At 65.8% G+C, this 25,810-nt stretch carries 27 protein-coding genes and 1 tRNA gene; 17 read left to right on the forward strand and 11 right to left on the reverse strand.

Translation table 11 applies throughout. The annotated features are described in order from the left end of the window. Window positions 1–32 precede the first annotated feature (32 nt). The 3 genes from hmgA to phhA all read right to left on the reverse strand — a co-directional run bounded on the left by hmgA (window position 33) and on the right by phhA (window position 3,380). Window positions 33–1,328, reverse strand: a complete 1,296-nt coding sequence (gene hmgA, locus ACI2JO_RS11550; RefSeq protein WP_404720828.1) for a homogentisate 1,2-dioxygenase — start codon at window positions 1,326–1,328, stop codon at window positions 33–35. Window positions 1,329–1,445: 117 nt separating this feature from the next. Then, window positions 1,446–2,504 carry a 4-hydroxyphenylpyruvate dioxygenase gene (hppD, locus tag ACI2JO_RS11555; RefSeq protein WP_404720829.1) on the reverse strand — a complete coding sequence of 353 codons (1,059 nt, stop codon included), beginning with the start codon at window positions 2,502–2,504 and terminating at the stop codon, window positions 1,446–1,448. Between the two features lie 24 nt (window positions 2,505–2,528). Beyond that, on the reverse strand, window positions 2,529–3,380 hold the full coding sequence (phhA, locus tag ACI2JO_RS11560) for a phenylalanine 4-monooxygenase (protein ID WP_404720830.1): 852 nt from the start codon (window positions 3,378–3,380) through the stop codon (window positions 2,529–2,531). Window positions 3,381–3,475: 95 nt separating this feature from the next. On the opposite strand from phhA, the gene ACI2JO_RS11565 reads away from it, so the two are divergent. Next, window positions 3,476–3,946: an Lrp/AsnC family transcriptional regulator gene (locus ACI2JO_RS11565; protein ID WP_404720831.1), complete on the forward strand. Its 471-nt coding sequence runs from the start codon at window positions 3,476–3,478 to the stop codon at window positions 3,944–3,946. An 87-nt stretch (window positions 3,947–4,033) separates the two neighbouring features. On the opposite strand, the gene trmFO is transcribed toward ACI2JO_RS11565, so the two are convergent. Beyond that, window positions 4,034–5,344 (reverse strand): methylenetetrahydrofolate--tRNA-(uracil(54)-C(5))-methyltransferase (FADH(2)-oxidizing) TrmFO, encoded by a 1,311-nt coding sequence (gene trmFO / locus ACI2JO_RS11570; protein WP_404720832.1) that lies wholly within the window; start codon window positions 5,342–5,344, stop codon window positions 4,034–4,036. A gap of 60 nt (window positions 5,345–5,404) precedes the next feature. On the opposite strand from trmFO, the gene ACI2JO_RS11575 reads away from it, so the two are divergent. Next, the gene (locus ACI2JO_RS11575; RefSeq protein WP_404720833.1) at window positions 5,405–5,836 is read left to right on the forward strand and encodes a DUF488 family protein; all 432 of its coding nucleotides are present in this window, start codon (window positions 5,405–5,407) and stop codon (window positions 5,834–5,836) included. A 135-nt stretch (window positions 5,837–5,971) separates the two neighbouring features. On the opposite strand, the gene ACI2JO_RS11580 is transcribed toward ACI2JO_RS11575, so the two are convergent. The 4 genes from ACI2JO_RS11580 to yaaA all read right to left on the reverse strand — a co-directional run bounded on the left by ACI2JO_RS11580 (window position 5,972) and on the right by yaaA (window position 10,747). Continuing rightward, window positions 5,972–6,325 (reverse strand): DUF952 domain-containing protein, encoded by a 354-nt coding sequence (locus ACI2JO_RS11580; RefSeq protein WP_404720834.1) that lies wholly within the window; start codon window positions 6,323–6,325, stop codon window positions 5,972–5,974. Next, the gene (gene gyrA, locus ACI2JO_RS11585; RefSeq protein ID WP_404720835.1) at window positions 6,322–9,093 is read right to left on the reverse strand and encodes a DNA gyrase subunit A; all 2,772 of its coding nucleotides are present in this window, start codon (window positions 9,091–9,093) and stop codon (window positions 6,322–6,324) included. The genes ACI2JO_RS11580 and gyrA overlap by 4 nt, the downstream gene beginning before the upstream one ends. 251 nt (window positions 9,094–9,344) lie before the next feature. After that, window positions 9,345–10,001, reverse strand: coding sequence for an SDR family NAD(P)-dependent oxidoreductase (locus ACI2JO_RS11590; protein WP_404720836.1), 657 nt, complete (start codon window positions 9,999–10,001; stop codon window positions 9,345–9,347). After that, a complete protein-coding gene (gene yaaA / locus ACI2JO_RS11595) occupies window positions 10,001–10,747 on the reverse strand; it encodes a peroxide stress protein YaaA (RefSeq protein ID WP_404720837.1) in 747 nt (248 codons plus the stop codon). The genes ACI2JO_RS11590 and yaaA overlap by 1 nt, the downstream gene beginning before the upstream one ends. 148 nt (window positions 10,748–10,895) lie before the next feature. Here yaaA and ACI2JO_RS11600 point away from each other — a divergent pair, with 148 nt between their 5' ends. Continuing rightward, window positions 10,896–12,164 carry a hypothetical protein gene (locus tag ACI2JO_RS11600; RefSeq protein WP_404720838.1) on the forward strand — a complete coding sequence of 423 codons (1,269 nt, stop codon included), beginning with the start codon at window positions 10,896–10,898 and terminating at the stop codon, window positions 12,162–12,164. 75 nt (window positions 12,165–12,239) lie between these two features. Here ACI2JO_RS11600 and ACI2JO_RS11605 read toward each other — a convergent pair whose 3' ends face one another. Continuing rightward, window positions 12,240–12,701: an Lrp/AsnC family transcriptional regulator gene (locus ACI2JO_RS11605; RefSeq protein WP_404720839.1), complete on the reverse strand. Its 462-nt coding sequence runs from the start codon at window positions 12,699–12,701 to the stop codon at window positions 12,240–12,242. A gap of 197 nt (window positions 12,702–12,898) precedes the next feature. Between ACI2JO_RS11605 and ACI2JO_RS11610 the strand changes: the two genes are divergently transcribed. The 3 genes from ACI2JO_RS11610 (at window position 12,899) to ACI2JO_RS11620 (ending at window position 14,863) form a co-directional block, all read left to right on the forward strand. Further along, a complete protein-coding gene (locus ACI2JO_RS11610; protein WP_404720840.1) occupies window positions 12,899–14,485 on the forward strand; it encodes a sensor histidine kinase in 1,587 nt (528 codons plus the stop codon). Between the two features lie 48 nt (window positions 14,486–14,533). After that, window positions 14,534–14,609: transfer RNA gene (locus ACI2JO_RS11615), tRNA-Ile, on the forward strand. 50 nt (window positions 14,610–14,659) lie between these two features. After that, window positions 14,660–14,863, forward strand: coding sequence for a DUF5818 domain-containing protein (locus ACI2JO_RS11620; protein WP_404720841.1), 204 nt, complete (start codon window positions 14,660–14,662; stop codon window positions 14,861–14,863). Window positions 14,864–14,910: 47 nt separating this feature from the next. Here ACI2JO_RS11620 and ACI2JO_RS11625 read toward each other — a convergent pair whose 3' ends face one another. Continuing rightward, window positions 14,911–16,131, reverse strand: coding sequence for an NADP-dependent isocitrate dehydrogenase (locus ACI2JO_RS11625; RefSeq protein WP_404720842.1), 1,221 nt, complete (start codon window positions 16,129–16,131; stop codon window positions 14,911–14,913). 107 nt (window positions 16,132–16,238) lie between these two features. Between ACI2JO_RS11625 and ACI2JO_RS11630 the strand changes: the two genes are divergently transcribed. Beyond that, entirely contained in the window at window positions 16,239–16,961 is a 723-nt protein-coding gene (locus tag ACI2JO_RS11630; RefSeq protein WP_404720843.1) for a phosphatidylserine decarboxylase, read from the forward strand. A 2-nt stretch (window positions 16,962–16,963) separates the two neighbouring features. Further along, window positions 16,964–17,776, forward strand: a complete 813-nt coding sequence (locus ACI2JO_RS11635; protein WP_404720844.1) for a CDP-alcohol phosphatidyltransferase family protein — start codon at window positions 16,964–16,966, stop codon at window positions 17,774–17,776. Here ACI2JO_RS11635 and ACI2JO_RS11640 read toward each other — a convergent pair. Then, window positions 17,712–17,954 carry a hypothetical protein gene (locus tag ACI2JO_RS11640; protein ID WP_404720845.1) on the reverse strand — a complete coding sequence of 81 codons (243 nt, stop codon included), beginning with the start codon at window positions 17,952–17,954 and terminating at the stop codon, window positions 17,712–17,714. The two genes, ACI2JO_RS11635 and ACI2JO_RS11640, sit on opposite strands and share 65 nt — an antisense overlap. Before the next feature lie 294 nt (window positions 17,955–18,248). Here ACI2JO_RS11640 and rpsB point away from each other — a divergent pair, with 294 nt between their 5' ends. The 9 genes from rpsB to ACI2JO_RS11685 form a co-directional block, all read left to right on the forward strand. Further along, window positions 18,249–19,040, forward strand: a complete 792-nt coding sequence (gene rpsB / locus ACI2JO_RS11645; protein WP_404720846.1) for a 30S ribosomal protein S2 — start codon at window positions 18,249–18,251, stop codon at window positions 19,038–19,040. Between the two features lie 108 nt (window positions 19,041–19,148). After that, window positions 19,149–20,081 carry a translation elongation factor Ts gene (gene tsf, locus ACI2JO_RS11650; protein WP_404720847.1) on the forward strand — a complete coding sequence of 311 codons (933 nt, stop codon included), beginning with the start codon at window positions 19,149–19,151 and terminating at the stop codon, window positions 20,079–20,081. Window positions 20,082–20,273: 192 nt separating this feature from the next. Further along, window positions 20,274–21,017: a UMP kinase gene (gene pyrH, locus ACI2JO_RS11655; protein WP_404720848.1), complete on the forward strand. Its 744-nt coding sequence runs from the start codon at window positions 20,274–20,276 to the stop codon at window positions 21,015–21,017. Beyond that, window positions 21,004–21,561, forward strand: coding sequence for a ribosome recycling factor (gene frr / locus ACI2JO_RS11660; RefSeq protein ID WP_404720849.1), 558 nt, complete (start codon window positions 21,004–21,006; stop codon window positions 21,559–21,561). Before pyrH ends, frr begins: the two co-directional genes overlap by 14 nt. A 28-nt stretch (window positions 21,562–21,589) precedes the next feature. Then, a complete protein-coding gene (locus tag ACI2JO_RS11665; protein WP_404720850.1) occupies window positions 21,590–22,321 on the forward strand; it encodes an isoprenyl transferase in 732 nt (243 codons plus the stop codon). 10 nt (window positions 22,322–22,331) lie between these two features. Further along, complete coding sequence (locus ACI2JO_RS11670; protein WP_404720851.1) at window positions 22,332–23,165, forward strand: phosphatidate cytidylyltransferase; 834 nt, start codon at window positions 22,332–22,334, stop codon at window positions 23,163–23,165. Next, complete coding sequence (locus ACI2JO_RS11675; RefSeq protein ID WP_404720852.1) at window positions 23,162–24,319, forward strand: 1-deoxy-D-xylulose-5-phosphate reductoisomerase; 1,158 nt, start codon at window positions 23,162–23,164, stop codon at window positions 24,317–24,319. Before ACI2JO_RS11670 ends, ACI2JO_RS11675 begins: the two co-directional genes overlap by 4 nt. Next, complete coding sequence (locus ACI2JO_RS11680) at window positions 24,316–25,449, forward strand: M50 family metallopeptidase (RefSeq protein ID WP_404720853.1); 1,134 nt, start codon at window positions 24,316–24,318, stop codon at window positions 25,447–25,449. The genes ACI2JO_RS11675 and ACI2JO_RS11680 overlap by 4 nt, the downstream gene beginning before the upstream one ends. Before the next feature lie 82 nt (window positions 25,450–25,531). Continuing rightward, window positions 25,532–25,810: hypothetical protein (locus ACI2JO_RS11685; protein ID WP_404720854.1), on the forward strand; the 279-nt coding region annotated here is incomplete at its 3' end.

Below are 25,810 nucleotides of genomic sequence, written 5' to 3' on the forward strand. Positions count from 1 at the left end.
GCAGGGTCGACGGTTTTTTCCAGTGCAGTGGATCACCGCGGTAGTGTCGCCTTGGGAAAGCCGCGCCAGACCTCGTCGTAGTCGAGTTGCATCGTTGGCGAAGTTTGCGCCCAAGGGGTGGTACGCACGACATGGCGAGTTTCAAACATGAACGCCATCGTTCCGTCGATCTTGGCCGGTTTCAAGTCGCTTGCGACGGCTTTCTCATAGCTCGTCTGATCGGGGCCGTGGCCGTTCATCTGGTTGTGGAGGCTGGCACCACCGGGGACGAAACCGCCGCCTTCCTTGGCGTCGTAAGCGCCAGCGATCAGACCCATGAATTCGCTCATGACGTTGCGGTGGAACCACGGCGGGCGAAACGTGCCCTCCGCGACCATCCAGCGCGGCGGAAAGATCACGAAATCGCAATTGGCGGTGCCGGGCGTGTCGCTCGGTGATGTCAGCACGGTGAAGATCGACGGGTCGGGGTGGTCGAACGAAACCGTGTTGATCGTATTAAAGCGCGTTAGATCATAGCGATATGGGGCGTGATTGCCATGCCATGCCACCACGTCGAACGGCGAATGGTCGATAGTGGTTTGCCACAGCGCGCCCTGAAACTTTTGAATGACGGTGCAGGGTTCGTCGCTGTCCTCGAACCATGCTGCCGGCGTCTCGAAGTCGCGCGGGTTGGCAAGGCCGTTCGCGCCGATCGGGCCGAGATCGGGGAGGCGAAAGGGCGCGCCGTAGTTTTCGAGGACATAGCCGCGGGCGCGGCCGTTGGAGAGCGCGATGCGGAAGCGGACACCGCGGGGGATGACGGCGATCTGGAGCGGGGCGACGTCGATCCGGCCGAGTTCGGTATCAATCGCGAGGTGGCCGTCCTGCGGCACGATCAGCCATTCGCCGTCCGCGGAAAAGAAGGCGCGATCCATGTCGATGGTGGCGGCGTAGAGGTGGATCGCGACGCCGGTCTGCTCCGCCACGCTGCCGTTGCCGCCGTAGGTGACGAGGCCATCGAGCCAGTCGGTTGCTGCGTCCGGCCACGGAAGCGGGTCCCAACGCATCCGGTTGGGTGAGGGAGGTGTATCAAAAGGGGCGGAACGGAGGTTTGGCGCGCCATCGTAGCGGGTGAAGGCCGGGTGCTGCGCGGTAGGGCGAAGGCGATAAAGCCAGCTTCGGCGGTTCTCGTGCCGCGGCGCGGTGAAGGCGGTGCCGGAGAGTTGTTCGGTGTAGAGGCCAAACGGGACGTGCTGCGGTGAGTTGCGACCGACCGGCAATGCACCGGTGACCGCCTCGGACGACACATGATTGCCGAAGCCGGGGTGGTAGCGGGGCGTGTCGGTCATGGCTCTCTCCTTTTATCAACCCGCCGGGGCGTAGGACCCGGCCGAGCCGGGGGCTGTGCCCCGGCTGACCGTGCCGCCCGGGCGCAGTCGCAGATACCTGCGCGTCGCAGTCGACGCCTAAGCGTCGACCTTGACCACGCCGCGCCGGATCTGATCCAATTCAATGCTTTCGAACAAGGCCTGAAAATTGCCGTTGCCGAAGCCCTGATTACCCTTGCGCTGTATGATCTCAAAGAAGATCGGGCCGACCATATTCTCGGTGAAGATCTGGAGCAGAATGCCCTCCTCGCCGACATTGCCGTCGATGAGGATGCGGTTGCGCTTCAGCCGCTCAAGGTCCTCGCCATGGTCGGGGACGCGCTTGTCGACCAGCTCGTAATAGGTCTCGATCGTATCCTGTAGCCGTACGCCGCGCGCGCGCAGCTTCTCGACGGTTTCGTAGATGTTGTCCGTCGTCAGCGCGAGGTGCTGGATGCCCTCACCATTATACTCGCGGATGAATTCCTCGATCTGCGAGGTTTCATCCTTGCTCTCGTTGAGCGGGATGCGGATCGCGAGATCGGGGGCGATCATCGCCTGGCTGAAGAGACCAGTGGCCTTGCCCTTGATGTCGAAGAACTTCTGCTCCTCGAACCCGAATAGCCGGCCGTAGAAGCTCGACCATGTTCGCATCTCGCCGCGGCGGACATTATGGGTGAGATGGTCGAGAATATCGAGCCCGACATTGTTCTGCTCGGCGGCCTCGCGCCAGCCGGGGACTTCCTCCCAATCGGCGTAGAGATCCTCGCCAGCTTTCACGAGATAGAGGTAGCTGCCGCCGATGCCCTCGATCGGAAAGCTTCCCTCGCCGAGCGTGCCCGCCGCGGCGTCGACCGCGGTCGCGCCCTCGGCGAGCGCATGGTCGTAGGCGGCCTGCGGATCGGCGACCCGGAACGCCATGCCGCTCGCCGACGGACCGTGGAAGGCGCGGAAATCAGCGGCTTGTCCGGTCGGCTCACGGTTGAGCAACAGGTTGATGCGGCCCTGTACGTAGCGCGTAACCTGCTTCATCGGATGCCGGTGCGCGGCGACGAAGCCCATCTGCTCGAACTGGCCGGCGAGCGTCTCCGGATCGGGCGAGGTGAATTCACAAAACTCGAAGCCGGCGAGGCCGAGCGGGTTGGCGGGATCGGTCATGGTCGGGCCTTTCAGGTGAAGAGGTTAGCGACGGACGTGCGCTTGCGTACCGCGCGTGTAGACGCGGTCGTCCGCCAGGATCGTCTCCGGGTCGTGGTCCGGCTGGCCTTCCAGCTCGGCGTAAAGCGGCGCGAAATCAGTGTTGAGCGTCTGGTCGAGCAGGTCCTCGAAACTGTCGATCACGAAATAACTCTGCTGGAAATCGTCGATCCGGTAGCGGGTGCGCATGACGCGTTCGAGGTCGAAGCCAATGCGATTGGGCGAGGCGTCGTCGAGCGCGAAGATTGATTCGGATCGCGAGGAGACGATCCCGGCGCCGTAAAGCGCGAGGCCATCGCCGGCGCGTACCAACCCGAATTCAACGGTGTACCAATAAAGGCGCGACAGGCGATCAATCGCGCCCATCGCGGCGGCGCGCTGCCCGCCTTGCCCGTAGGCCTGCATGTAGTCGGCGAATACCGGATTCGCGAGCAGCGGGACGTGGCCGAAGACGTCGTGGAAGACGTCCGGCTCTTGCAGATAGTCGAGTTGATCGGGGCGACGGATGAAATTGCCCGAGACGAAGCGACGGTTCGCGAGATGGTCGAAGAACACGTCGTCCGGGACGAGGCCGGGTACGGCGACGACCTGCCATCCCGTGGCCTTCATCAGACGCTCGGACAATTCGTCGAAGTCGGGAATTCCGGGTTTCGAGAGGCGGAGCACGTCGAGGCCGGCGGTGAACTCGGGCGTGACGCGGCCGGGCAGCATCGCGATCTGACGCGCGAAGAGCGTGTCCCAGGTGGCGTGTTCCTCGGCCGTGTACGCATCCCAGCCCTGCGGGATCGTCCAGTCGGCGGCGACCCCGTCGGGTCGTATCAGCGCTGCATCTGCCATGCTGGCACGATCGCATATGGCCGCGATCAATGCTTATCAGAATGGGGCGTTAAGCCGCTATTCGTGAAACAGGTGATGCGATAAAACCACCGGTGATGAACCAGATTGATCAACTTGACGTCATCGATCGCCGCATCGTTTCGGCGTTGCAGGAGGATGGCACGCTGAGCAGCGCCGATCTGGCGCAGCGCGTGGGGGCGTCGTCGGCGTCGTGCTGGCGCCGGGTTAAGGCGTTGGAGGCGGGGGGCGTGCTGACGCGGACGGTGCGGCTGGTCGATCCGGCGGCGGTCGGGCGCGGGGTCAACGTGCTATGTAACGTGCGGATGCGCAGTCACGCGCTGGAAGCGCGGCAGGCGTTCGAGCAATTCGTCGACGGGCGGCCGGAGATCGTCGAGAGTTTTTCAATGTCGGGTGAGTGGGATTACCTGCTGCGAATCGTCGTGGCGGATGTCAGCGACTACAACCACTTTCTGATGCAGGTCATGCTCGGGCATCCCTCGGTGGCTGGGGCGTCTTCGCATTTCGCGCTGTCGATGACGAAATATACGACGGCGATACCGGTCTGAGCGTCATTGTGAGCGTACCGGAGCAATCCAGAGCCGGACCAGGACGCCCTAGATTGCTTCGCTACGCTCGCAATGACGCCAACGGACTTACGCCGCCAGCCACTCCGCCAGCGCCGAACGCGCGCGGTCGGTGTACATCTTCTTGCGATCGGCCTTTTTGGTGCGGCCGGGGATCGGCGGGAAGAGGCCGAAATTGACGTTCATCGGCTGATAGCTGTCCGCCTCCGCGCCGCCGGTGATGTGCGACAAGAGCGCGCCGAGCGCGGTTTCGATCGGGGGCGGGGCGAGCGTTTCACCCCGCAAGTCGGCGATCGCGAAGCGGGCGGCGAGCAGGCCGATCGAAGCGCTTTCGATATAGCCCTCGCAGCCGGTGATCTGGCCGGCGAAGCGGATGTTGGGACGCGAGCGAAGCCGCAGCGTGGCGTCGAGCAATTCGGGCGAGCGCAGGAAGGTGTTGCGGTGGAGCCCGCCGAGCCGTGCGAACTCGGCGTTTTCGAGGCCAGGGATGGTGCGGAACAGCCGGACCTGTTCGGCGTGCTTGAGCTTGGTCTGGAAGCCGACGATGTTCCACAGCGTGCCCAGCGCATTGTCCTGGCGGAGCTGGACGCAGGCATAGGGCCAGCGGCCGGTGCGCGGATCGTCGAGCCCGACGCCTTTCATCGGGCCGAAGCGCAGCGTCTCCGGGCCACGCTCCGCCATTACCTCGATCGGCATACAGCCTTCGAAATAGGGCACGTTCTCCCACTCGCGATACTCGGTCTTCTCACCGTCGATCAGCGCGGCGACGAAGGCGTGATACTGGTCCTTGTCGAGCGGGCAGTTGATGTAATCCGTCCCTTCGCCCTTGTTCCAGCGCGACTGGAACCATGCGATCTCCATGTCGATCGAGTCGCGGTGGACGATCGGGGCGATCGCGTCGAAAAAGGCGAGCGAGTCGCGCCCTGTCTCGGCGGCGATCTGTTCCGACAGACCGGGCGCGGTGAGCGGGCCGGTGGCGATGATCGCCGGGGTGTCGGGGAGCGTGTCGATGCGCTCGCGGACGACCGCGACGTTCGGGTGTGCCGCGACCGCAGCGGTGACGCTGGCCGAGAAACCGTCACGGTCGACCGCGAGCGCCGAGCCGGCGGGGACGCGGTGGCGGTCGCCTTCGCGCAGGATCAGCGAGCCGAGCGCACGCAATTCCTGATGGAGCAGGCCGACCGCATTGCTGTCGGCATCGTCGCTGCGGAAGCTGTTCGAGCAGACCAGCTCGGCGAGATCATCGGTGTGGTGCGCAGGCGTGGTGTCGCCGCCACCGCGCATTTCGGACAGGCGGACCTTGAACCCGGCCTCGGCCAATTGCCACGCCGCCTCGGACCCGGCGAGCCCGCCGCCTACGATATGAATGTCATACGTCATAGAGGGGCGGATAGCCTGTGCGGCTTGTCTTGTCAGCGGCGCGCGACCACCTCGGGGCGCATGACGATCTATACCATCGGATACGAAGGCGCGACGATGGCCGGGTTCATCGCCGCGTTGCAGGCGGCGGGGGTGCGGCGGGTGATCGACGTACGCGCCTTGCCGCTGTCGCGGCGGCCCGGCTTTTCCAAGTCGCCGCTGACCGCGTCGCTGCGGGAGGTGGGGATCGATTATGTGCACCTGAAGGCACTCGGGACGCCGAAGCGTGGGCGCGATGCGGCGAAGAAGGGCGATGTGGCCACGCTGACCGCGGTGTATGACGACCAGCTCGAACTGCCCGAAGCGCAGGCGCAGGCGGCGCAGATGCTCGCGCTGGCGGAGGAAGTGCCGAGCGCATTGCTGTGTTTCGAGCGCGATCCGTGCCACTGCCACCGGACGTTGTTGTTGCAGGCGGTGGGCGAGGGACGCGAGGTGGTGGATCTCTACGTCTGACCGTCGCCCCTGCGGAGGGAGGAGCCTCTCACTGGTTTGGCCTGATGCGACTCTGATACATTCGGGGCGCGATGTGTGACGAGCGTTTCGCAACCATTCGACAGACATGGCCCCCTGCCTCCGCAGGGGCGACGGTCAACCGGTGGTGGGGAGCTTGATCGTACCGTCAGCGCGGCGATCGAGCGGAGCGTAGGCAATCACCGTTTCCAGCAGCATCTCACCGTAAAGGTGCGGGAAGAGTAGGCCGCCGCGCGACTCTTCCCATTTCACCTTGTCGCCATGCGCGGCAAGGTCGATCGCAGCGAGGTGCAGATCGTCCTGACCGGCGAAATGCTTGTCGATCGTCTCGGCGAGCTGCTCGGCGGTCGACAAATGGATGTAGCCGTCCGCCACGTCGACCGGTGCGCCGCCGAACCGCCCGTCCTGCTCCAGCGTCGCCATCTGTTCGGCGGTCAGGACCTTATAGGCGGTCAGCGGCGTGTCGGTCATTCACCATCCTCCGGGCCAGCGGCGGCATCGTCGCCGATTGTCGCATCGTCGTCGGGAGCAACCGGCTGATCGCCGGCCAGTTCCTCGGCGACCAGCGCCTCGGCGGCATCCTCGGGCTCGGGCTCCTCGTCGATCCGCGCGGCGGAGACGACATGCTCGTCCTTCGCGACGTTGAACAGCCGCACGCCCGCCGAGCCGCGACCGATGACGCGCAGCGAGCCGAGCGGCATCCGGATCATCTTCGCCTGGTCGGTGACAAGCATCAGCTGCTCCGCCTTGGTCGACGGGAAGCTGGCGACCACCGGGCCATTGCGCGCTATATTGTCGATGTTGGTGATGCCCTGCCCACCGCGACCGGTACGGCGATATTCATAGGCCGAGCTGATCTTGCCATAGCCGTTGGCGCAGACCGTCAGCACGAATTGTTCGCGCGCGCGCAGTTCCTCGAAGCGATCGAGCGGCATCGTCAGCTCGCCCTCGCGTTCCTTCCACGGCGCATTGCGGAGATATTCGTCGCGCTCTTCCTGATCGCGCACCCCGACGCGGTGCAGCACCGACAGCGAGATGACCTGATCGTCGCCCTTGAGCGCGATGCCACGCACCCCGGTCGAGTTGCGGCTCTGGAACTCGCGCACCTCGTCGGCGGCGAACCGGATCGCCTTGCCGGCGCGGGTGGCGAGCAGCACGTCGTCGCCCTCGTCGAGCAACGCCACGCCGATCAGCCGGTCGTCGGCATCCTCGCCCTCGAACTTCATCGCGATCTTGCCGTTCGACGGCACGTTGGTGAACGCGTCCATCGAGTTGCGCCGCACCGAGCCCTTGGCGGTCGCGAACATGACGTGGAGCTTGCCCCATTCCGCCTCGTCCTCGGGCAGCGGCAGCACGGTCGAGATCGTCTCGCCCTGTTCGAGCGGGAGCAGGTTGATCATCGGACGGCCGCGCGTCGCCGGCCCGCCCTCGGGCAGGCGCCAGACCTTCATGCGGTACACGCGCCCGAGCGTCGAGAAGAACAGCACCGGGGTGTGCGTCGAGGTGACGAACAGCTTGGTGACGACATCCTCGTCCTTGGTCGCCATGCCAGCGCGACCCTTGCCGCCGCGTGCCTGCGCACGAAACGCGTCGAGCGGGGTGCGCTTGATGTAGCCGGCCATGGTGACGGTCACCACCATGTCCTCGCGCTCGATCAGATCCTCGTCGTCGATGCCGTCGGCGGCGGCGGCGATCTCGGTGCGGCGCGGCGTCGCGAACAGCTCGCGCACCTCGCGGAATTCGTCGCGCATCACCGCATAGAGCTTCACGCGATCGGAGAGGATCGCGAGCAATTCGGCGATCGAATCGGCGAGCGTCTTCAGCTCGTCGCCGATCTCGTCGCGGCCCAAGGCGGTGAGGCGGTGGAGGCGCAGGTCGAGAATCGCGCGGACCTGCACCTCGGACAGGCGATAGGTGTCGCCGGCGACATCGGTTTCCAGCGCCTCGACCAGCCGCAGATACGGCGCAATCTCGGCGATTGGCCAGTCGCGGGTTAGCAATTTGCCCCGCGCCTCGGCGGGGCTCGACGACCCGCGGATGATCCGCACGACCTCGTCGAGGTTCGTCACCGCGATGACGAGGCCGAGCAAAATGTGCGCGCGCTCGCGGGCCTTGTTCAGCTCGAACTTGGCGCGGCGCGTGATGACCTGTTCACGGAACTGCACGAACGCGCTGATGATGTCGCGCAGGTTGAGCAACTCGGGGCGACCACCGCGGATCGCCAGCATGTTCGCGGGGAACGAGCCCTGCGCCGGCGTGTGCCGCCAGAGCTGGTTGAGCACCACCTCGGGTGTCGCATCGCGCTTGAGGTCGATGACGATCCGGACGCCTTCACGGTTCGATTCATCGCGAATGTCGCTGACGCCCTCGATGCGCTTGTCCTTGGCGGCCTCGGCGATCTTTTCGACCAGCGCGTTCTTGCCCTGCTGGAACGGGATCTCGGTCAGGACGATCGAGGTGCGGTCGCCGCGACCGGTCTCGATCTTGTGGCGGCTGCGCACGATCACCGAGCCGCGCCCGGTTTCATAGGCCGAACGCGCGCCGGCGCGGCCGAGGATGATCGCGCCGGTCGGGAAATCCGGGCCGGGAACGATCTCCATCAGCTCTTCGGTGGTGATCGCGCCATTGTCGATGTAGGCGAGGCAGGCGTCGACGACTTCGCCGAGATTGTGCGGCGGGATGTTGGTCGCCATCCCGACCGCGATGCCACCCGCGCCATTGACCAGCAGGTTTGGGAAGCGCGCCGGCAAAACTTGCGGCTCGCGCTCCGACCCGTCGTAATTGGGCTGAAAGTCGACCGTGTCCTTGTCGAGGTCGTCCATCAGGTAATTGGCGGACTTCGCCAGCCGCGCCTCGGTGTAACGCATCGCGGCGGCGGGATCGGGGTCCATCGAGCCGAAATTGCCCTGGCCGTCGATCAGCGGCAGCCGCATCGACCAGTCCTGCGTCATGCGGACCAGAGCTTCGTAGATCGAGCTGTCGCCGTGCGGGTGATACTTACCGATCACGTCACCGACGATGCGCGCCGACTTGCGGTACGGGCGGTTGTAGAGAAAACCGCTTTCGTTCGCCGAGAACAGGATGCGGCGATGCACCGGCTTCAGCCCGTCGCGCACGTCGGGCAGCGCACGCGCCACAATGACGCTCATCGCATAGTCGAGGTAGCTGGTCTTCATCTCCTCGACGATGGAGATGGGGGCGATAGCGGAAGGATCGGCGAGGACGGTGTCGTCGGCCAACTTTAGGTACTTTCTTTTTACGGATTCGTTTCAGGGGCGTGTCTAGGCGGCATGAGGCGCAAAGTCACGCCTGCGCCCGCCGTTTGCCGTCCGTTTGGGTCGAGTAGCCTTCCGCCCATCGCGAGGCGGCGCATCGAAGGAGCGCGCGTAACCAAACCATTCGTGTTGAGCGTGTCGAAGCACGTGCCCGGAAGGCGCCCTTCGACAAGCTCAGGGCAAACGGGTTCTGCGTGGTGTCTGACGATTCCGGATCACGGCGCGATTTCGGCACCGTCCCATGCGAACAGCTTGCCGCTGTCGGTGGGCTTGAGCGCGTCGAGCACGTCGAGCAATTGCACCGCGGCCCGATCGGGTTGGAACAGGTCGCGTCCGCTCTGCTGGAACGGTTTCGACAGTCGGGTGTCGACGGTACCGGGGTGCAAACCCACGACGATGCCACGATCGTTGCGGCGCTTGTCCTCGATCGCCAACGTGCGGATCAGCTGGTTGAGCGCGGCCTTGCTCGCGCGATAGCCGTACCAGCCGCCAAGCCGGTTGTCGGAAATGCTGCCGACACGCGCCGACAGTGCGGCAAACACCGAGCGGCCGCTGCGCGGCAGGATCGGCAGGAAATGCTTGGCGACCAGCGCCGGGCCGATCGCGTTGATCGCATATTGCTTCGCCAGCCATGCGGGATCGAGATCGCGCAGCGCCTTTTCCGGGCCGTGGTCGGCATCGTGCAGCAGGCCGGTGGCGACAACAACCAGATCGGCCTTGCCGATGCGCGCGGCGGCGGCAGCGATCGTCGGTTCGTCGGTAAGGTCGAGGTCGGCGCGGGTCAGGCCGACGACGTCATTCTCTTCCTCCGCCAGCGCAGCAGCGAGGGCCGCCCCGATCCCGCCCGCGGCGCCGACGACGACCGCGCGCATCAAGCCGCCCGCCGGAAAGTCCAGCGCGCCTCGTCGCTGGCATCGTCGTCGAAGCGGTAGCCGGCGGTATCGAACGCCTTCATCCCGTCGAGATCGGGGACATGGTGCTCGACCAGATAGCGCGCCATCATCCCGCGCGCCTTTTTGGCGTGGAAGCTGACGAATCGGTCGTCGGCCTCGCGGAAGTCGACCGCGACGACGCGGATGTCGGTGGGGAGCTTGCCCGCGACCGCCTCCCAATATTCGTTGCTGGCGAGGTTCAGCACTGTCCCCGAGCCTTCGGTCGCGACATCGGCGGCGAGCGCGTCGGCGATACGCGGCCCCCACCAATCGGTAAGCTTGTCGCGGCGCGGCGCCCAGCGCGTGCCCATCTCCAACCGGTACGGACGCATTCCGTCGAGCGGGCGAAGCAGGCCATAGAGCCCGGACAATAGCCGCAGGTGATTCTGTGCGAAGCGCACGGCCGGCTCATCCAGCGTCGTCGCCTCGAGCCCTGAATAGACGTCACCCGCGAAGGTATAGACTGCGGGGCGTTCCTCGGCGGTGTCGAAGTCGCGGAAGCGGTCGGCATTGAGTTTGGCGAGCGCGGGCGAAATCTTCATCAGCTCGGAGAGGCGCTTCTGCGTCAGGTGCGAAGCGGCTTTGGCGAGCGTCGCCGCCTCGGCCGAAAAGCGCGCGGCTGTGGCGGGGAAGGGCGGCGGGGTTTCGAGGTCCAGCGTCTTGGCCGGAGAGAGAACGGCGATCATTCTTGCGCCGTACCCGCGCCGCTACGCACGTTCAATCGCGGTTCAGCGGCGGCAACGCATTGCAACGGTACATTCCTTGTACACGCGCGCGCTGGGCACTAGAGCAGCGACCGAGCGTTACGCCCGCGAATTCTGGAGAGACGTGTCGATGAAGACCCTTTCGAACGCCGTGATGGCTGTGCTTCTGGCTGGTGGTGCGACGGTCGCGCTGTCGCAGCCGGCAGTGGCACAGAAGAAGAAGGAAGAGCAGAAGGGCGAACAGCTCAAGCTCAGCAACGAGGTTCGTGGCCCGGCCGCGCAGGCGCAGACCGCACTTGCCGCCAAGGACGTCGCCACCGCAACGCCGCTGGTCGCTGCGGTCGAGGCCGCTGCCAAGACCGACGACGAGAAGTATATCGCCGCTGCACTGCGGCTCAATCTTGAGGTCATCCAGCCGGGTGGTCCCAACAACGCCAACCTCGCCGCGCCGCTCGACGCGCTGATCGCCAGCCCGCGCACCGCGCAGGCGGACAAGGCGAAATATGCCTATCAGCGTGGCGTGATCCAGGCGAACGCCAAGGATGCGGCGGGCGCGATGCGCTTCTTCGAGCAGGCGCAGCAGCTGGGCTACAACGACCCGAACCTGCCGCTGCAGCTCGTCAAGCTGAAGATGGACTCGGGCGACATCGCCGGTGGTTCGGCGGCATTGGCCAAGATGGTCGACGAGCAGATGGCCGCGGGGCAGAAGCCGTCGGAGGACATCTTCCGCTATGCGATCGCCCGCAACAACCAGGCGAAGAACGCCGCAGAGACGCGCGCGTGGATGCGCCGTTACCTGAGCGCCTATCCGACCGCGAAGAACTGGCGCGACATGCTGGTCGTCTGGGGTATCCAGCCACAGTCGATCGCGACGCTCGACAAGGCGCAGAAGGTCGACCTGTATCGCCTGCTACGCGCCGGCAAGGCACTGGCCGATCAGTACGATTATGAGATTTACGCGCAGTGGACCTTCGATCAGGGCCTGCCGTGGGAATCGAAGGCGGTGCTGACCGAGGGCAAGGCCGCGGGCAAGATCCCCGCGAACAGCCCGGATGCCGGCAGCCTGCTGGCGGCGGCGAACAAGTCGATCTCGAACGAGGGTTCGATGGCGGCGGTCGAGGCGCGCGCGATGAAGGCGGCCGACGGCAAGCTGGCCGCCAGCACCGCCGACGCGTATCTCGGCACCGGCGAATATCCCAAGGCGATCGCGCTGTATCGCGCCGCGCTGCAAAAGGGTGGCGTTGACGCCAACGCGGTGAATACGCGTCTCGGGATCGCGCTCGCGAACTCGGGCGACAAGGCTGGTGCGAAAACCGCGTTCCAGGCGGTGTCGGGCAGCCCGCGTGCGGACATCGCCGCCTGGTGGATCGATTTCCTCGACCACCCGCCGGTCGCATAAAGCCCGCCATCCCGGATGGGTAAGGAAGGGGCGGCCTGCGGGTCGCCCCTTTCTATTTGGCGAGTTGCGCGACGTTCAGCTGATGGGGACTCCCGCCTGTGCCTTGAAGGTGCGGATCGTCAGCGACGATTTCACGCTGGTCACGTTGGGCGCCGACGTCAGCTTGGTGGTCAGGATGCGCTGAAAACTCTCAAGATCCTGCGCGACGATCTTCAGGATGAAGTCGATTTCACCGTTGAGCATATGACATTCGCGTACCTCCGCGATCGCCGCCACATGCGCCTCGAACGCGGCGAGGTCGGCTTCGGCCTGGCTCCGCAGGCTGACCATCGCGAAAACGGTGATCGGAAATCCCAGCTTGGTCGCGTCACATTCGGCATGATAGCCGCGAATCACACCGGCCTGTTCCAGCGCGCGCACGCGGCGCAGGCATGGTGGCGCGGTAAGACCGACGCGTTCGGCCAACTCGACGTTGGTCATGCGGCCATCCTCCTGCAACAGGGCGAGGATCTCACGATCGATCCGATCAAGGGTCATTATATCTCACTCAACTTGCCGCGCATCTTCGCGATAGCTTCCATAAGCACGGCTATAGGATTGTTGCGCCGAAACGCAATTGTTCAAAGCTGCCTCAATACGGGATGCGGGCGAAATCTGCGTGATGGCACCGATCTGGCCACGTCTCTACCAACGGCGCGGGATGAACCCGCAATGCCGAGAGGTCGATCGTTTCCGTGCGCTTCAACGACAGCCTTCGAACCGTGCTGGCCGCCGAGACGCGCTCCGCGTTGGGTGTGCGCGCGACCTATCGGCAACTCGTCGATCTGATCGCACGGCGGCGCGCGCCGGCAGACGACACGCTGCTGATGCGGCTGACGCAATTGCGCGACCGGGTGCCGGAGACGGTGCGGATCTCGTGTGCGCGGACGCTGGCGCTGGTCGACGCGCCGCTGTCGCTGGTAATGCTGCTGGCGGAAGATACTCCGGCGGTGGCGGCGGCGACGCTGCAGGCCGTGCGGCTTGACGGCGATGATTGGGAAGCGCTGCTGCCGCGGCTCGGGCCGGTCGGGCGCAACGTGTTGCGGCAGCGGCGCGACCTTCCGCCTTCGATCGAGCGCGCGCTGGAGAGCTTCGGAGGCGCGGACTTCCGGCTTGGCTATGATCCGGGCACGCGGGGTCTGGACAGCGGCGACCCGGCAATAGGTACGCGCTTCGATATCGCTGACCTCGTCGAGCGGATCGCGGCGCATCAGCGGGAGGACCTCGATCCGATCCAACCGCTTGCCGCCTTTCAGTTCGAAACCGATGCGGCGGGCGTGATCCGCTGGCTCGATGCGGCACCGCGTGGTGCGGTGATCGGCCTGACGCTCGACCATCGGGCAGGCGTATGGGCCGGAGCGGCAGTCGACGGCGTGGCATCGGGGGCATTCCGCAAACGTGCGCCTTTTTCCGGCGCACGGCTGCGCGTGCCCGGCGCGTCGGCGATCGCCGGCGAGTGGCGGATTGCGGGCGTGCCGATGTTCGATCAGGCGACGGGCGCGTTCACCGGAATGCGCGGTCACGCGCGGCGACCGCGGGCCGATGAGCGCGCCGAACGCCGTGCCGATCGCGACCGGGTGGCGAGCGCCGAGGGTGTGCGTCGGCTTGTGCACGAGTTGCGTACCCCAACCAGCGCAATCGCGGGCTTCTCCGAATTGATCGAGCAGCAACTGCTTGGTCCGGTAGCGCCGGCCTATCGCGAACGGGCCAGCGACATTCGCCGACGAGTCACCGATCTGATCGGTGCGATCGACGACCTTGATCTCGCTGCGCGGATCGACGGACAGGCGCTGGAGCGACGCAATGGCATCACGCCGGCATCGGCGCTGCTGAAACGGATCGCAGAGGATCTCGCGCCGCTCGCCGCGATGCGCCAGGCAGAACTGTCGGTGCCGTCACTGGATCATGCGACCTGGTCGGTCGACCCTTACGACGCCGAGCGACTGATCGCCAGGCTGTTGTCTGCCGCGCTGTCAGCGGCCATGCCGGGCGAGCGGCTGACCATCGCACTGGTCGAGGGGATAGACACGCTGGCGCTCGCGCTGGTCCCCCCGGCAGCGCTTGCGAGTCGGGATGAGGCAAGCCTTTTCGCGCTGGACGATGAAGAAGCGTCGCGGGATGAGGGCGCTCCGCTGTTGGGAGCCGGGTTCGCCTTACGACTGGTCCGCAATCTGGCGGCCGAGCTTGGGGGGCGGTTCATGATCGCACCGGGATTGTTCACGCTGCTGCTGCCGGCCGTCGTCCGTGATGCGACGGGGCAGGCGAGCGGTGGCGCAACGTAGACGCTTGCCAGTAGGCAGCCCGTGGCGCTACGGGGCGGCGCGGTGTCGGGGCCTGTAGCTCAATGGTTAGAGCTGGCCGCTCATAACGGCTAGGTTGCGGGTTCGAGTCCTGCCGGGCCCACCACCGCCTTTCGACGCGTTGCGCGACGCGGGCATCGTCGCCATGTGCGGCGAATGAGCGACATCGGCACCCCCATCGACGAGACCGGCCTGCTGGTGCGCGAGCACGGCGCCTTCGTGCTGCAATCGGATAGTGGCGTACGCTACGTACTGGAGCTGCCGCGTGTGCCCGTGGACCACGTCCAGAAGCGAGTGCGGGTGCAGGGCGTGGTATGCGGAGAAGGACGCGTCATCGCCGAGGGCGTCAGCGCCGCGTAGAAACAGCGCGGGCGGCGGATCGCTCGTCCGCCGCCCGGCTGGTCAGGTCAGGCCCAGTTGGCCATCTTCTTTTCGAGGTTGACGCGAACCGCCTCAAAGAACTGCTCGGTGGTCATCCAGCGCTGGTCCGGGCCGATCAGGATCGCGAGATCCTTGGTCATGTCGCCGTTCTCGACCGTCTCGACGCAAACCTGCTCCAGCGTCTCGGCGAAGCGCGTCACGTCGGGCGTACCGTCGAACTTGCCGCGATACTTCAGCCCGCCGGTCCAGGCAAAGATCGACGCGATCGGGTTGGTCGAGGTCGCCTTGCCCTGCTGGTGCTGGCGATAGTGGCGCGTGACGGTGCCGTGCGCCGCCTCGGCCTCGATCGTCTTGCCGTCGGGCGTCATCAGCACCGAGGTCATCAGCCCCAGCGAGCCGAAGCCCTGCGCAACCTGGTCCGACTGGACGTCGCCGTCATAGTTCTTGCAGGCCCAGACGAACTCACCGTTCCACTTGAGCGCCGAGGCGACCATGTCGTCGATCAGGCGATGCTCGTAGACGATGCCCGCGGCCTTGAACTGCTCGGCGAACTCGCTCTCGAACACTTCGGCGAAGATGTCCTTGAAGCGGCCATCGTAGGCCTTGAGGATCGTGTTCTTGGTCGACAGGTACACCGGCCAGTTGCGGCCGAGCCCGTAGTTGAGCGAGGCGCGCGCGAAGTCGCGGATCGACTCGTCGAGATTGTACATGCCCATCGCGACGCCGGCCGATGGGAAATCGAACACCTCGTGCTCGATCGTGTCGCCGTTCTCGCCTTCCCACTTCATGGTCAGCTTGCCCTTGCCGGGCACCTTGAAGTCGGTGGCCTTATACTGGTCACCGAATGCGTGACGGCCGACGACGATCGGGTGCGTCCAGCCCGGGATCAGGCGAGGGACGTTCTTCATCACGATTGGCTCGCGGAAGACGACTCCGCCCAGGATGTTGCGGATCGTGCCGTTCGGCGAGCGCCACATCTTCTTGAGGCCGAATTCCTCGACGCGCTGCTCGTCGGGGGTGATCGTCGCGCACTTCACGCCGACGCCGTACTTCTGAATCGCCTTGGCGCTGTCGATCGTCACCTGATCGTCGGTGCGGTCACGCTCCTGCACGCCAAGGTCATAATAATCCAGATCGATATCGAGGTACGGCTTGATCAGGCGCTCGCGGATCCATTCCCAGATGATCCGCGTCATCTCGTCGCCGTCGATCTCCACGACGGGCGTCTTTACCTTGATCTTCGCCATGCTCGCTTGTCCTTCGAGTGGGTGGTTTGGTGCGGCGATAGGGGGAAGGGGGGCGGGGATCAACCTACGGCGTTGTCACCGCGCGCTTCCCCCGATAGGACGAAGCGATGACTTCGCTCGACAAGCCGCCGGTCGTCACGACCACCGTCAAGTGGCGCTTCCCCGCCGTCCACCCGGAGGGGCAGAAATTCACCGCCATCGCCTTCGGCATCACGTTGCTGATGACGATCGTTTCAAAGGTGTTCTTCTGGCCATTCCTGGCACTTACCGTATGGGTGGCGGCGTTCTTCCGTGATCCCATCCGCACGACGCCGATCGGTGACGACCTGATCGTCTCGCCCGCCGACGGCCTCATCACCATGATTGAGCGCGTGCCGGTCCCGCGCGAGCTGGTCGGTGATCTCGGGGAGGCGCCGATGGTGCGCGTGTCGGTGTTCATGTCGGTGTTCGACGTTCACATCAACCGCTCGCCGATCGCCGGGACGATCCGTCAGGTCGTGTATATTTCGGGGAAGTTCCTGAACGCCGATCTCGACAAGGCGTCGGAGGAGAATGAGCGCCAGCATTTTGTGGTCGAAGGTTTCGACGGTCGCCGCGTCGGCTTCACGCAGATCGCCGGGCTGGTAGCGCGCCGGATCGTCGGGTTTGCCAAGATCGGCGACATCGTCGCCGCCGGGCAACGCGTCGGACTGATCCGCTTCGGCAGCCGCGTCGACGTGTATCTGCCGGAGGGGTTCGAGCCGCAGGTCGCGCTGGGGCAGCGCGCAGTGGCCGGTGAGACGGTGCTGGGGCGCCTGGGTGTGCCGCGCATCACTGGCAAGTCGCAGTAACGATGCGCCGGCCGATCCGCCGCCCGCTTCGTCGCCCGCCCGGCGGCCTGCCGCTACGGGCGGTCGCACCCAATGCGGTGACCGCACTCGCGCTCTGCTCCGGGCTGTCGGGGATCCGCTTCGCGATCTCGGCGCAATGGGAGCTTGCGGTGGTGATGGTGCTGATCGCCGGCGTGCTCGACGGGCTCGACGGGCGCGTGGCGCGGTTGCTGCACGGGGAGAGCCGGTTCGGGGCGGAGCTCGATTCGCTCTCTGACGCGATCTCGTTCGGCGTCTCGCCGGCGTTGATCCTCTATCTCTGGTCGCTTCACGCGCTGCCACGGTTCGGCTGGATGGCGGCGCTGGTGCTCGCGGTGTTCTGTGCGTTGCGCCTTGCGCGGTTCAACGCCAATATCGACGCCGATGACCAGCCGCATAAGTCGGCGGGGTTCCTGACCGGCGTCCCGGCGCCCGCGGGTGCCGCGCTGGCGCTGCTGCCGCTGTTTCTGTGGTTCGTCACAGAAGCCCCGATCCTGCGTGACCCGCGGCTGGTGGCACCATGGGCGGTCGCCGTCGCGCTACTGATGGTGTCGAGCCTCGCCACCTTCTCGACCGGATCGCTGAAGCTGCGACCAAACATCCGCTTCGAGGCGATCGCCATCGTCGTCGCGGTTGGCGCGGCGGCAGTCAGCGCGCCGTGGCAGACCGCGGCCGCGGCCGGGATCGCCTATCTGCTCGCCTTGCCATTCAGCGTTGCCAGCTATGCGCGGGTCAAGCGGCTTCGCGAGACCGCAGCGTCACCCGTGTCATCGACGACCCTGCCGCCCAGCGTCTGACCGCAATCCGATGCTCGGCGCGCACCAGGGCAGATAGCGGTTCAAAGCGCGGGGCTGCCGACTGGCGGCGCAGCACGGCGATGATCCGCGACGCCTGTGGAAGCACCGTCGCCGCCAGCGCGTAAAGCGCCAGTCCCGCCGCGCCACCGAACACCATTACCGCCATCAAGGTCGCCATGCTCGCCTCCTCGCACATCTGGTGCGAACCGTGATGCTGTAAATTCCCGCACAGCGTCGCGGTTCCTGAATCAACGTCAGAGCGGACGTTTAGTGAAAAGGTTCCCGCTCTGTTCCCACCGCTTGTTCCAGCTATGTTCACGCATGTCAACTCACCTTCGCTGGTTGCATTGCGAGTCTCGTTGGATTAAGGCGCGCGCCTCAACCCCGCATGGGGAGCATCATCAACCGGTGCGCTGGCCTTGAAGGTCGCGTCACTCGCTCCCCAGAGGCTCAACCGGAAGGAAAACACACCATGGCGGCTCCTGTCGTCTCCATGCAGCAGCTCATCGAAACCGGCGCGCACTTCGGCCACCAGACCCACCGCTGGAATCCGAAGATGAAGCCCTACATTTTCGGCGAGCGTAACGGCGTTCACATCATCGACCTGTCGCAGACCGTGCCGCTGTTCGCGCGCGCGCTCGACTTCGTCAGCCAGTCGGTCGCTGCCGGCGGCAAGGTGCTGTTCGTCGGCACCAAGCGCCAGGCACAGGAGCCGGTCGCCGAGGCGGCGCGGCGTGCGGGCCAGCATTTCGTCAACCACCGCTGGCTGGGCGGGATGCTCACCAACTGGAAGACGATCTCGAACTCGATCAAGCGCCTCAAGAGCCTTGAGGAGCAGCTGTCGGGCAACACCGCCGGCCTCACCAAGAAGGAAGTGCTGCAGCTGACCCGCGAGCGCGACAAGCTCGAGCTTTCGCTGGGCGGCATCCGCGACATGGGTGGCATCCCGGACGTGATGTTCGTGATCGACGCCAACAAGGAAGAGCTGGCGATCAAGGAAGCCAACACGCTCGGCATTCCGGTCGTCGCAATCCTTGATTCGAACGTGTCGCCGGACGGCATCGCCTTCCCGGTGCCCGCCAATGACGACGCGGCGCGCGCAATCCGCCTGTACTGCGACGCGATCGCGATCGCCTCGACCCGTGGCAACCAGCAGCAGCAGGCGAGCCGTGGTGTCGATCTGGGCGCGATGAGCGAGCCGCCGGCGGAAGAGGCGCTGACTGCCGAGCCCGCAGCCGCAGAGGGCGAGCCCGCCACGGCGTAAAGCGAATGTCATGGAGGCGTCGTAGTCGGCGCTTCCACTATTTCCCGATCGACGCGCGGCGATGCAGTATCGCCGCGCGTCGACTCCATCACAATCGAGGACAGTCAAATGGCCGATATCACGGCAGCGATGGTCAAGGACCTGCGCGAGAAGAGCGGCGCGGGCATGATGGACTGCAAGAAGGCGCTGAACGAGGCCGGTGGCGACACCGACGCGGCGCTGGACTGGCTGCGTACCAAGGGCCTGGCCGCGGCACAGAAGAAGTCGAGCCGCACCGCCGCCGAGGGCCTGGTCGGCGTTGCCGTCGTTGGTACCAAGGGCGCGGTGGTCGAGGTGAACTCGGAAACCGACTTCGTCGCGAAGAACGAGCAGTTCCAGAACTTCGTCCGCGACGTGACGCAGATCGCGCTCGCCACCGGCGGTGACGTCGACGCGATCAAGGCGGAGAAGATGCCGTCGGGCACCACCGTCGAGGAAGTGCTGACCAACAACATCGCGACGATCGGTGAGAACCAGTCGATCCGCCGTGCGCGTCAGCTGAGCGTTTCGAACGGCGCGGTCGTGGCCTATGTCCACAACCAGCAGGCACCGGGTCTGGGCAAGATCGGCGTGCTGGTCGCGCTGGAGAGCACCGCCGCCGACGACGTTCTGCAGGGTCTGGGCAAGCAGCTCGCGATGCACATCGCCGCCGCTTTCCCGAAGGCGCTGAACGAGAACGACCTCGACGAGGCCGAGATCGAGCGCGAGCGCGCGATTGCGACCGAAAAGGCATCCGAATCGGGCAAGCCGGCCGACATCATCGCCAAGATGGTCGAGGGCTCGATCGCCAAGTACCGCAAGGAGCATGCGCTGGTCAGCCAGCTGTTCGTCATGGACGGCAAGACCAAGATCAGCGACGTGGTCGCCAAGGCGGGCAAGGACGCCGGTGCCGAGATCGTGCTGAAGGACTATGTCCGCTTCCAGCTCGGCGAGGGCATCGAGAAGGAAGTGTCCGACTTCGCCGCCGAGGTCGCCGCCGCTTCGGGTGTGCCGCAGGGCTGATCCACCTGCCGCATCACGGGATTTCCCGTGCTGCCGTTGGGATGTCGCGCCGCCGCTCCGGTCCAGACCGGGGCGGCGGTTCGTTTTTGTGCGGCGCGCGGCGGACTTCGCCATCGTGTCAACCCATTGCCAGCCGCGCACCCGCCGCTTAGGGTCCGCGCCGCTTCGCCCTCCCACAACAACGGAATTCACGTGACCGAGCCTCGCTACAAACGCATTCTGCTCAAGCTGTCGGGCGAGGTCCTGATGGGGCAGGGCGGGCTGGCGATCGATACCGCGGTAACCGCGCGCGTTGCCGAGGAGATCGCGGACGTCCGGGCGCAGGGCTATGAGCTGTGCGTCGTCGTGGGCGGCGGCAATATTTTCCGCGGCATTTCCGGTGCGGCGAACGGCATGGAGCGCGCCACCGCCGATTACATGGGGATGCTGGCAACGGTCATGAACGCGTTGGCGGTGCAGAACGCGCTGGAGACGATCGGCGTTGATACGCGCGTGCAATCGGCGATCCCGATGCATTCGGTATGCGAGCCGTTCATCCGCCGCCGCGCCGAGCGGCATCTGGAGAAGGGCCGCGTGGTGATCTTCGCCGCGGGCGTCGGGTCGCCGTTCTTCACCACTGACAGCGGCGCGGCGTTGCGCGCGGCCGAGATGAATTGCGACGCCTTGTTCAAGGGCACCTCGGTCGACGGCGTCTATGATGCCGATCCGAAGAAGGTCGCCGACGCGAAGCGTTATGATACGGTCAGTTACGACATGGTGCTGGCAAAGAACCTGAAGGTAATGGATGCCAGCGCTGTGGCGCTGTGCCGTGATTCGGACATTCCGATCGTCGTGTTCAACATCCGCGAGCATGGCAATTTCGCTGCCGTGCTGAGTGGAAAGGGTGTGTCGACGGTCGTGCAGAAGAAGATGGAGACTATCGATGCCGGCGTATGAAAAGGCTGATCTCGAGCGGCGGATGCACGGCGCGGTCGAATCGTTGAAGGGCGATCTGGCCGGACTGCGCACCGGACGGGCGTCGACCTCGCTGCTCGATCCGGTGACGGTCGAGGTATATGGCGCGCACATGCCGCTTAATCAGGTGGCGACGGTCTCCGTTCCCGAGCCGCGAATGTTGTCGGTGCAGGTGTGGGACAAGACGAACGTCGGACCGGTCGAGAAAGCGATTCGTTCGGCCGGGCTCGGGCTGAACCCGATCAACGATGGCCAGACCCTTCGTCTGCCGATCCCTGATCTGACAGAGGAGCGCCGCAAGGAACTGGCGAAGCTGGCCGGCCAATATTCCGAAAAAGCCAAGATCGCGGTGCGCAACGTGCGCCGCGACGGCATGGACGCGCTGAAGACCGACGAGAAGAAGAACGTCATCTCCGAGGACGACCGCAAGCGGCTGGAGACCGAGGTCCAGAAGCTGACCGACGCGACGATCGCCGACATCGACGCGGTGTCGGCCGCGAAGGAAAAGGAAATTCTCAACAAGTGACGTCGCGCGCGCTTCGGAGGCAGATCTGATGGCGACCGCGGCGATCCCGCAGGCCGCGCCCGCCGTCCTGCCGCGTCACGTGGCGATCATCATGGACGGCAACGGCCGTTGGGCAGCTGCCCGGCGCCTGCCGCGTGCGATGGGGCATAGGGCGGGCGTGGAGGCGGTGCGGGCCGTCACGCGTGCGGCGCGCGCGTTAGGCATCGAGGCGTTGACGCTCTACGCTTTTTCCTCCGAGAACTGGCGGCGACCGGCCGAAGAGATCGGCGGCCTGATGAAGCTGCTCAAGCTGTTCATCCGCAACGATCTTTCTGAGCTGGAGCGCGAGGGCGTGCGGCTGCGCGTTCTGGGTGACTATCGCCGCTTTCCGGAGGATGTGGTCGCGCTGATCGACGATGCGCTGGCGCGTACCGCCGACAATCGGGGGCCAATCCTCGCGATTGCGCTGAACTATGGCGCGCAAGCCGAACTGGTCGCGGCGGCGCAGTCACTGGCGGCGCGGGCCGCAGCCGGAACGCTCGACCCGTCGGCGATCGATGCCGATGCGATCGACGCGGAGCTGGAGACCCACGATCTTCCACCGCTCGACCTGCTGATCCGCACCTCGGGCGAGCAGCGGTTGTCCAATTTCCTGCTGTGGCAGGCGGCGTATGCGGAATTGCTGTTCGTCGACACGCTGTGGCCCGACTTCGACGCCGAGGCGCTTGCCGCCGCTGTCGAGGCGTTCGGGCGACGCCAGCGCCGCTACGGCGGGCTGTGATACGTCTCGCATGAGCGACGACGCTCCGCTTCCGCCGACTCCCGACGCCAAATTGCGGACGCCGTCGAACCTGCGCCTGCGGATGATCGCGAGCGTGGGGATGATCGCCGTCGCCTCCGTGGCGCTGGTGTTGGGCGATATCGCGTTCTGGCTGCTGGCGGTGGTGATCGCCTTGTTCATGATGGCCGAATGGTCGGACCTTCATCAGGCCGACGCGCGGACCAAGCGGCTGGCGCAAATGGCGCTCAGCGTGCCGCTGGCCACGATGGCGCCAGCGTGGCTGATCATCGAGCCGCACGACTTTTTCACGCTGGGGCTGATCGGCGGCGCGGCATTCTTCGTGGTGATTGTCACCAAGCTGCCGCAACTCGCGGTGGGCGTTGTATATTGCGGAGTGCCGGTGTTGGCGTTGGTGGTATTGAGGCGGCACGACGCGCACGGTTTGCTCTATGCCTTCTGGGCGATGGCGCTGGTCTGGGCGTGTGACATCGGGGCGTTCTTCGCGGGACGGTCGATCGGCGGACCGAAGCTGGCGCCGCGACTGTCGCCGAACAAGACCTGGGCCGGGCTGATCGGCGGGACGATCGCGGCGGGAGCCTTGGGGCTCGTGCTGCATGCAACGGCCGGGCTGCCGCTGGCGCTGGCTTTGTGCTCCCCATTGCTGGCCGTGCTGGCGCAAATCGGCGACCTTTATGAAAGCTGGCTGAAGCGCCGGGCGGGCGTGAAGGACTCGGGCAATATCCTGCCTGGCCACGGCGGTGTGCTGGATAGGCTTGACGGTCTGGTGCCGGTCGCCCCGGTTGCGGCAGTCCTGGTGTTGATCCTGCCGAGCCTGACGGCATGAAGACGGTCAATATTCTGGGAGCGACCGGCTCGGTCGGAACATCGACGCTCGACCTCGTCGAGCGCGCACCCGAGACGTTCCGGATCCGTGCCCTGACCGCGAATTGCGACGTGACGGGATTGGCGGCGGCTGCGATCCGGACGAACGCCGAGCTCGCGGTCGTGGCCGACGAATCATGCCTCGCGTCGCTGCGGATGGCGCTTTCGGGAACGGGAATCGCCACGGCAGGTGGCGCACAGGCGGTCTGCGATGCGGCGGCGAACGGCGCGGACCTGACGATGGGAGCGATCGTCGGGTGCGCCGGATTGCGACCGACGCTGGCCGCAATCGAGCAGGGCGGGACCGTGGTGCTCGCCAACAAGGAGCCGTTGGTTTCGGCCGGTGCGATCATCACCGCCGCTGCGGCGCGGCACGGGGCGACGCTGCTGCCGGCGGACAGCGAGCACAATGCGATCTTTCAGTGCCTCGATCTCGCACAGGTCGAACGCGTGCGGCGGATCATCCTGACCGCGAGCGGCGGGCCGTTCCGCGACTGGACACTGGAGGCGATGGCGGCGGTGACGCCGGCGCAGGCGGTGGCGCACCCCAATTGGTCGATGGGCGCGAAGATCTCGGTCGACAGCGCGACGATGATGAACAAGGGGCTGGAGCTGATCGAGGCAGCGGCGCTGTTCCCAATCGATGCGGACCGGATCGAGATCATCATCCATCGCCAGTCGGTAATCCACAGCCTGGTCGATTACGTCGACGGGTCGATGCTCGCACAACTCGGTCCCAGCGACATGCGCGTGCCGATCGCGCATTGCCTTGCCTGGCCGGAGCGCATGGCGACGCCGATGGCGCCGCTCGACCTCGTGAAGATCGGCAGGCTCGACTTCGAAGCTCCTGACGAAACGCGATTTCAGTCGCTGGCGTTGGCACGAGCCGCGGTGAACGCTGGCGGTGCGCGACCGGCGATCCTCAATGCCGCCAACGAAGTTGCGGTGGCAGCATTTCTGAAGGGCGCGATCGGCTTTCTTGAAATCGCCGCAATCGTCGACGATACCCTGCAGCGCTACGACCCGGCCGCGCCGCAAACGCTCGACGCGGTGCTCCACGTCGATGCGGAAGCGCGGCGATTGGCGGGCGAGCGCGTGAAGGATTGCGTGGCTTGATCCAGACTCCCGGACTGTTGCTGACCGTGCTCGCCTTCTTCCTGGTGATCGGTCCGCTCGTCTTCATCCACGAGCTGGGCCATTATCTCGCCGGGCGCTGGTTCGGCGTGAAGGCGGATGCCTTTTCGATCGGGTTCGGGCGCGAGCTCGCGGGCTGGACCGACCGGCGAGGGACGCGCTGGAAGCTCGCGTTGCTGCCGCTCGGCGGGTACGTCAAGTTTGCGGGCGACATGAACCCGGCGAGCCAGCCGACCGGCGAGTGGCTGGCGCTTCCGCCCGCCGAGCGCGCGCAGACGTTCCAGGCCAAGCCGGTGTGGCAGCGCGCGATTATCGTCGCCGCCGGCCCGTTCGTGAACTTCGTACTGGCGATCCTTATCCTTGCCGGCTTCGCGGTCGCGTATGGCGACGCGCGGACGCCAAGCGTGGTGGGGCAGGCCATCCCCGGCACTGCCGCTGCTGCTGCCGGCTTGCAGGCCGGCGACCGCGTCACCGCGCTCGGCGGCCGATCAGTCGAAACGTTCGAGGATATGGTGCGGTTCGTGAAGATCCGCGCAGGTGAGCGGGTACGCGTCGACTACATACGCGGCGCCACCCCGGCGAGCGTCGAGGCGGTGATCGGCACGCAGGAGCAGCGCGACCGTTTCGGCAACAGCTATCGCGTCGGATTGCTCGGCATTTCTCCCGCGGCACCGGTGATCGAGGCGGTCGGCGTGCTGGAAGCGCCGGTCGTGGCGGTGCGGCGCACCGGGCAGATCGTGGAGATGATGGTCGAGACGATCGGGCAGATCATCTCCGGGCGGCGGTCGGTGAAGGAACTCGGCGGGCCGCTGTCGATCGCAAAGGTATCGGGCGAGCAGATCACGCTCGGCCCAGACGCATTCGTTTTCCTGATCGCCTTGGTGTCGATCAATCTCGGGTTCATCAACCTGCTGCCAGTGCCGATGCTCGATGGCGGGCATTTGCTCTTCTATGCGATTGAGGCGGTGCGGCGCCGGCCGGTCGCGCCGGAAGCGGTGGAATGGGCGTATCGTGGCGGATTGGTGGCGGTGCTTGCCCTGATGCTGCTGGTGACCTTCAACGATCTCGGCAACTTCGGCCTGTGGCGGCATCTGGCCGGGTTGATCGGGTGAGCAAGGTAAGGCAGGGCGGCGCACGCGCCGTCAATCGCGCCAGGATGGACGGCGTTTACTCACGGGTAGGATTGCAGTGACGGTGCTGAACACTTCGACTTCGCGGGCGCGTGCCTCGGCGACCTTGCTGGGCTGCACCATGCTAGCCGGTGTGCCGCTGGCCGCGACCGCCCAGACGCGCCAGGCCGCGAGCGCGCCGGCTCGTTCAGCGGCGACCGCCCCGGTAGCGGCCCCCGCAACGCAGGTGCCCGCCATCGCGCAACCCGCCGCCCGCACGATCACGTCGTTGCGCGTCGAGGGCACGCAGCGGATCGAGCCCGAGACGGCGCTGAGCTATACCAAGCTGCGGCAGGGCGACAGC

The sequence above is a fragment of the Sphingomonas sp. NPDC079357 genome, assembly GCF_044901155.1.
Classification (GTDB): domain Bacteria; phylum Pseudomonadota; class Alphaproteobacteria; order Sphingomonadales; family Sphingomonadaceae; genus Sphingomonas.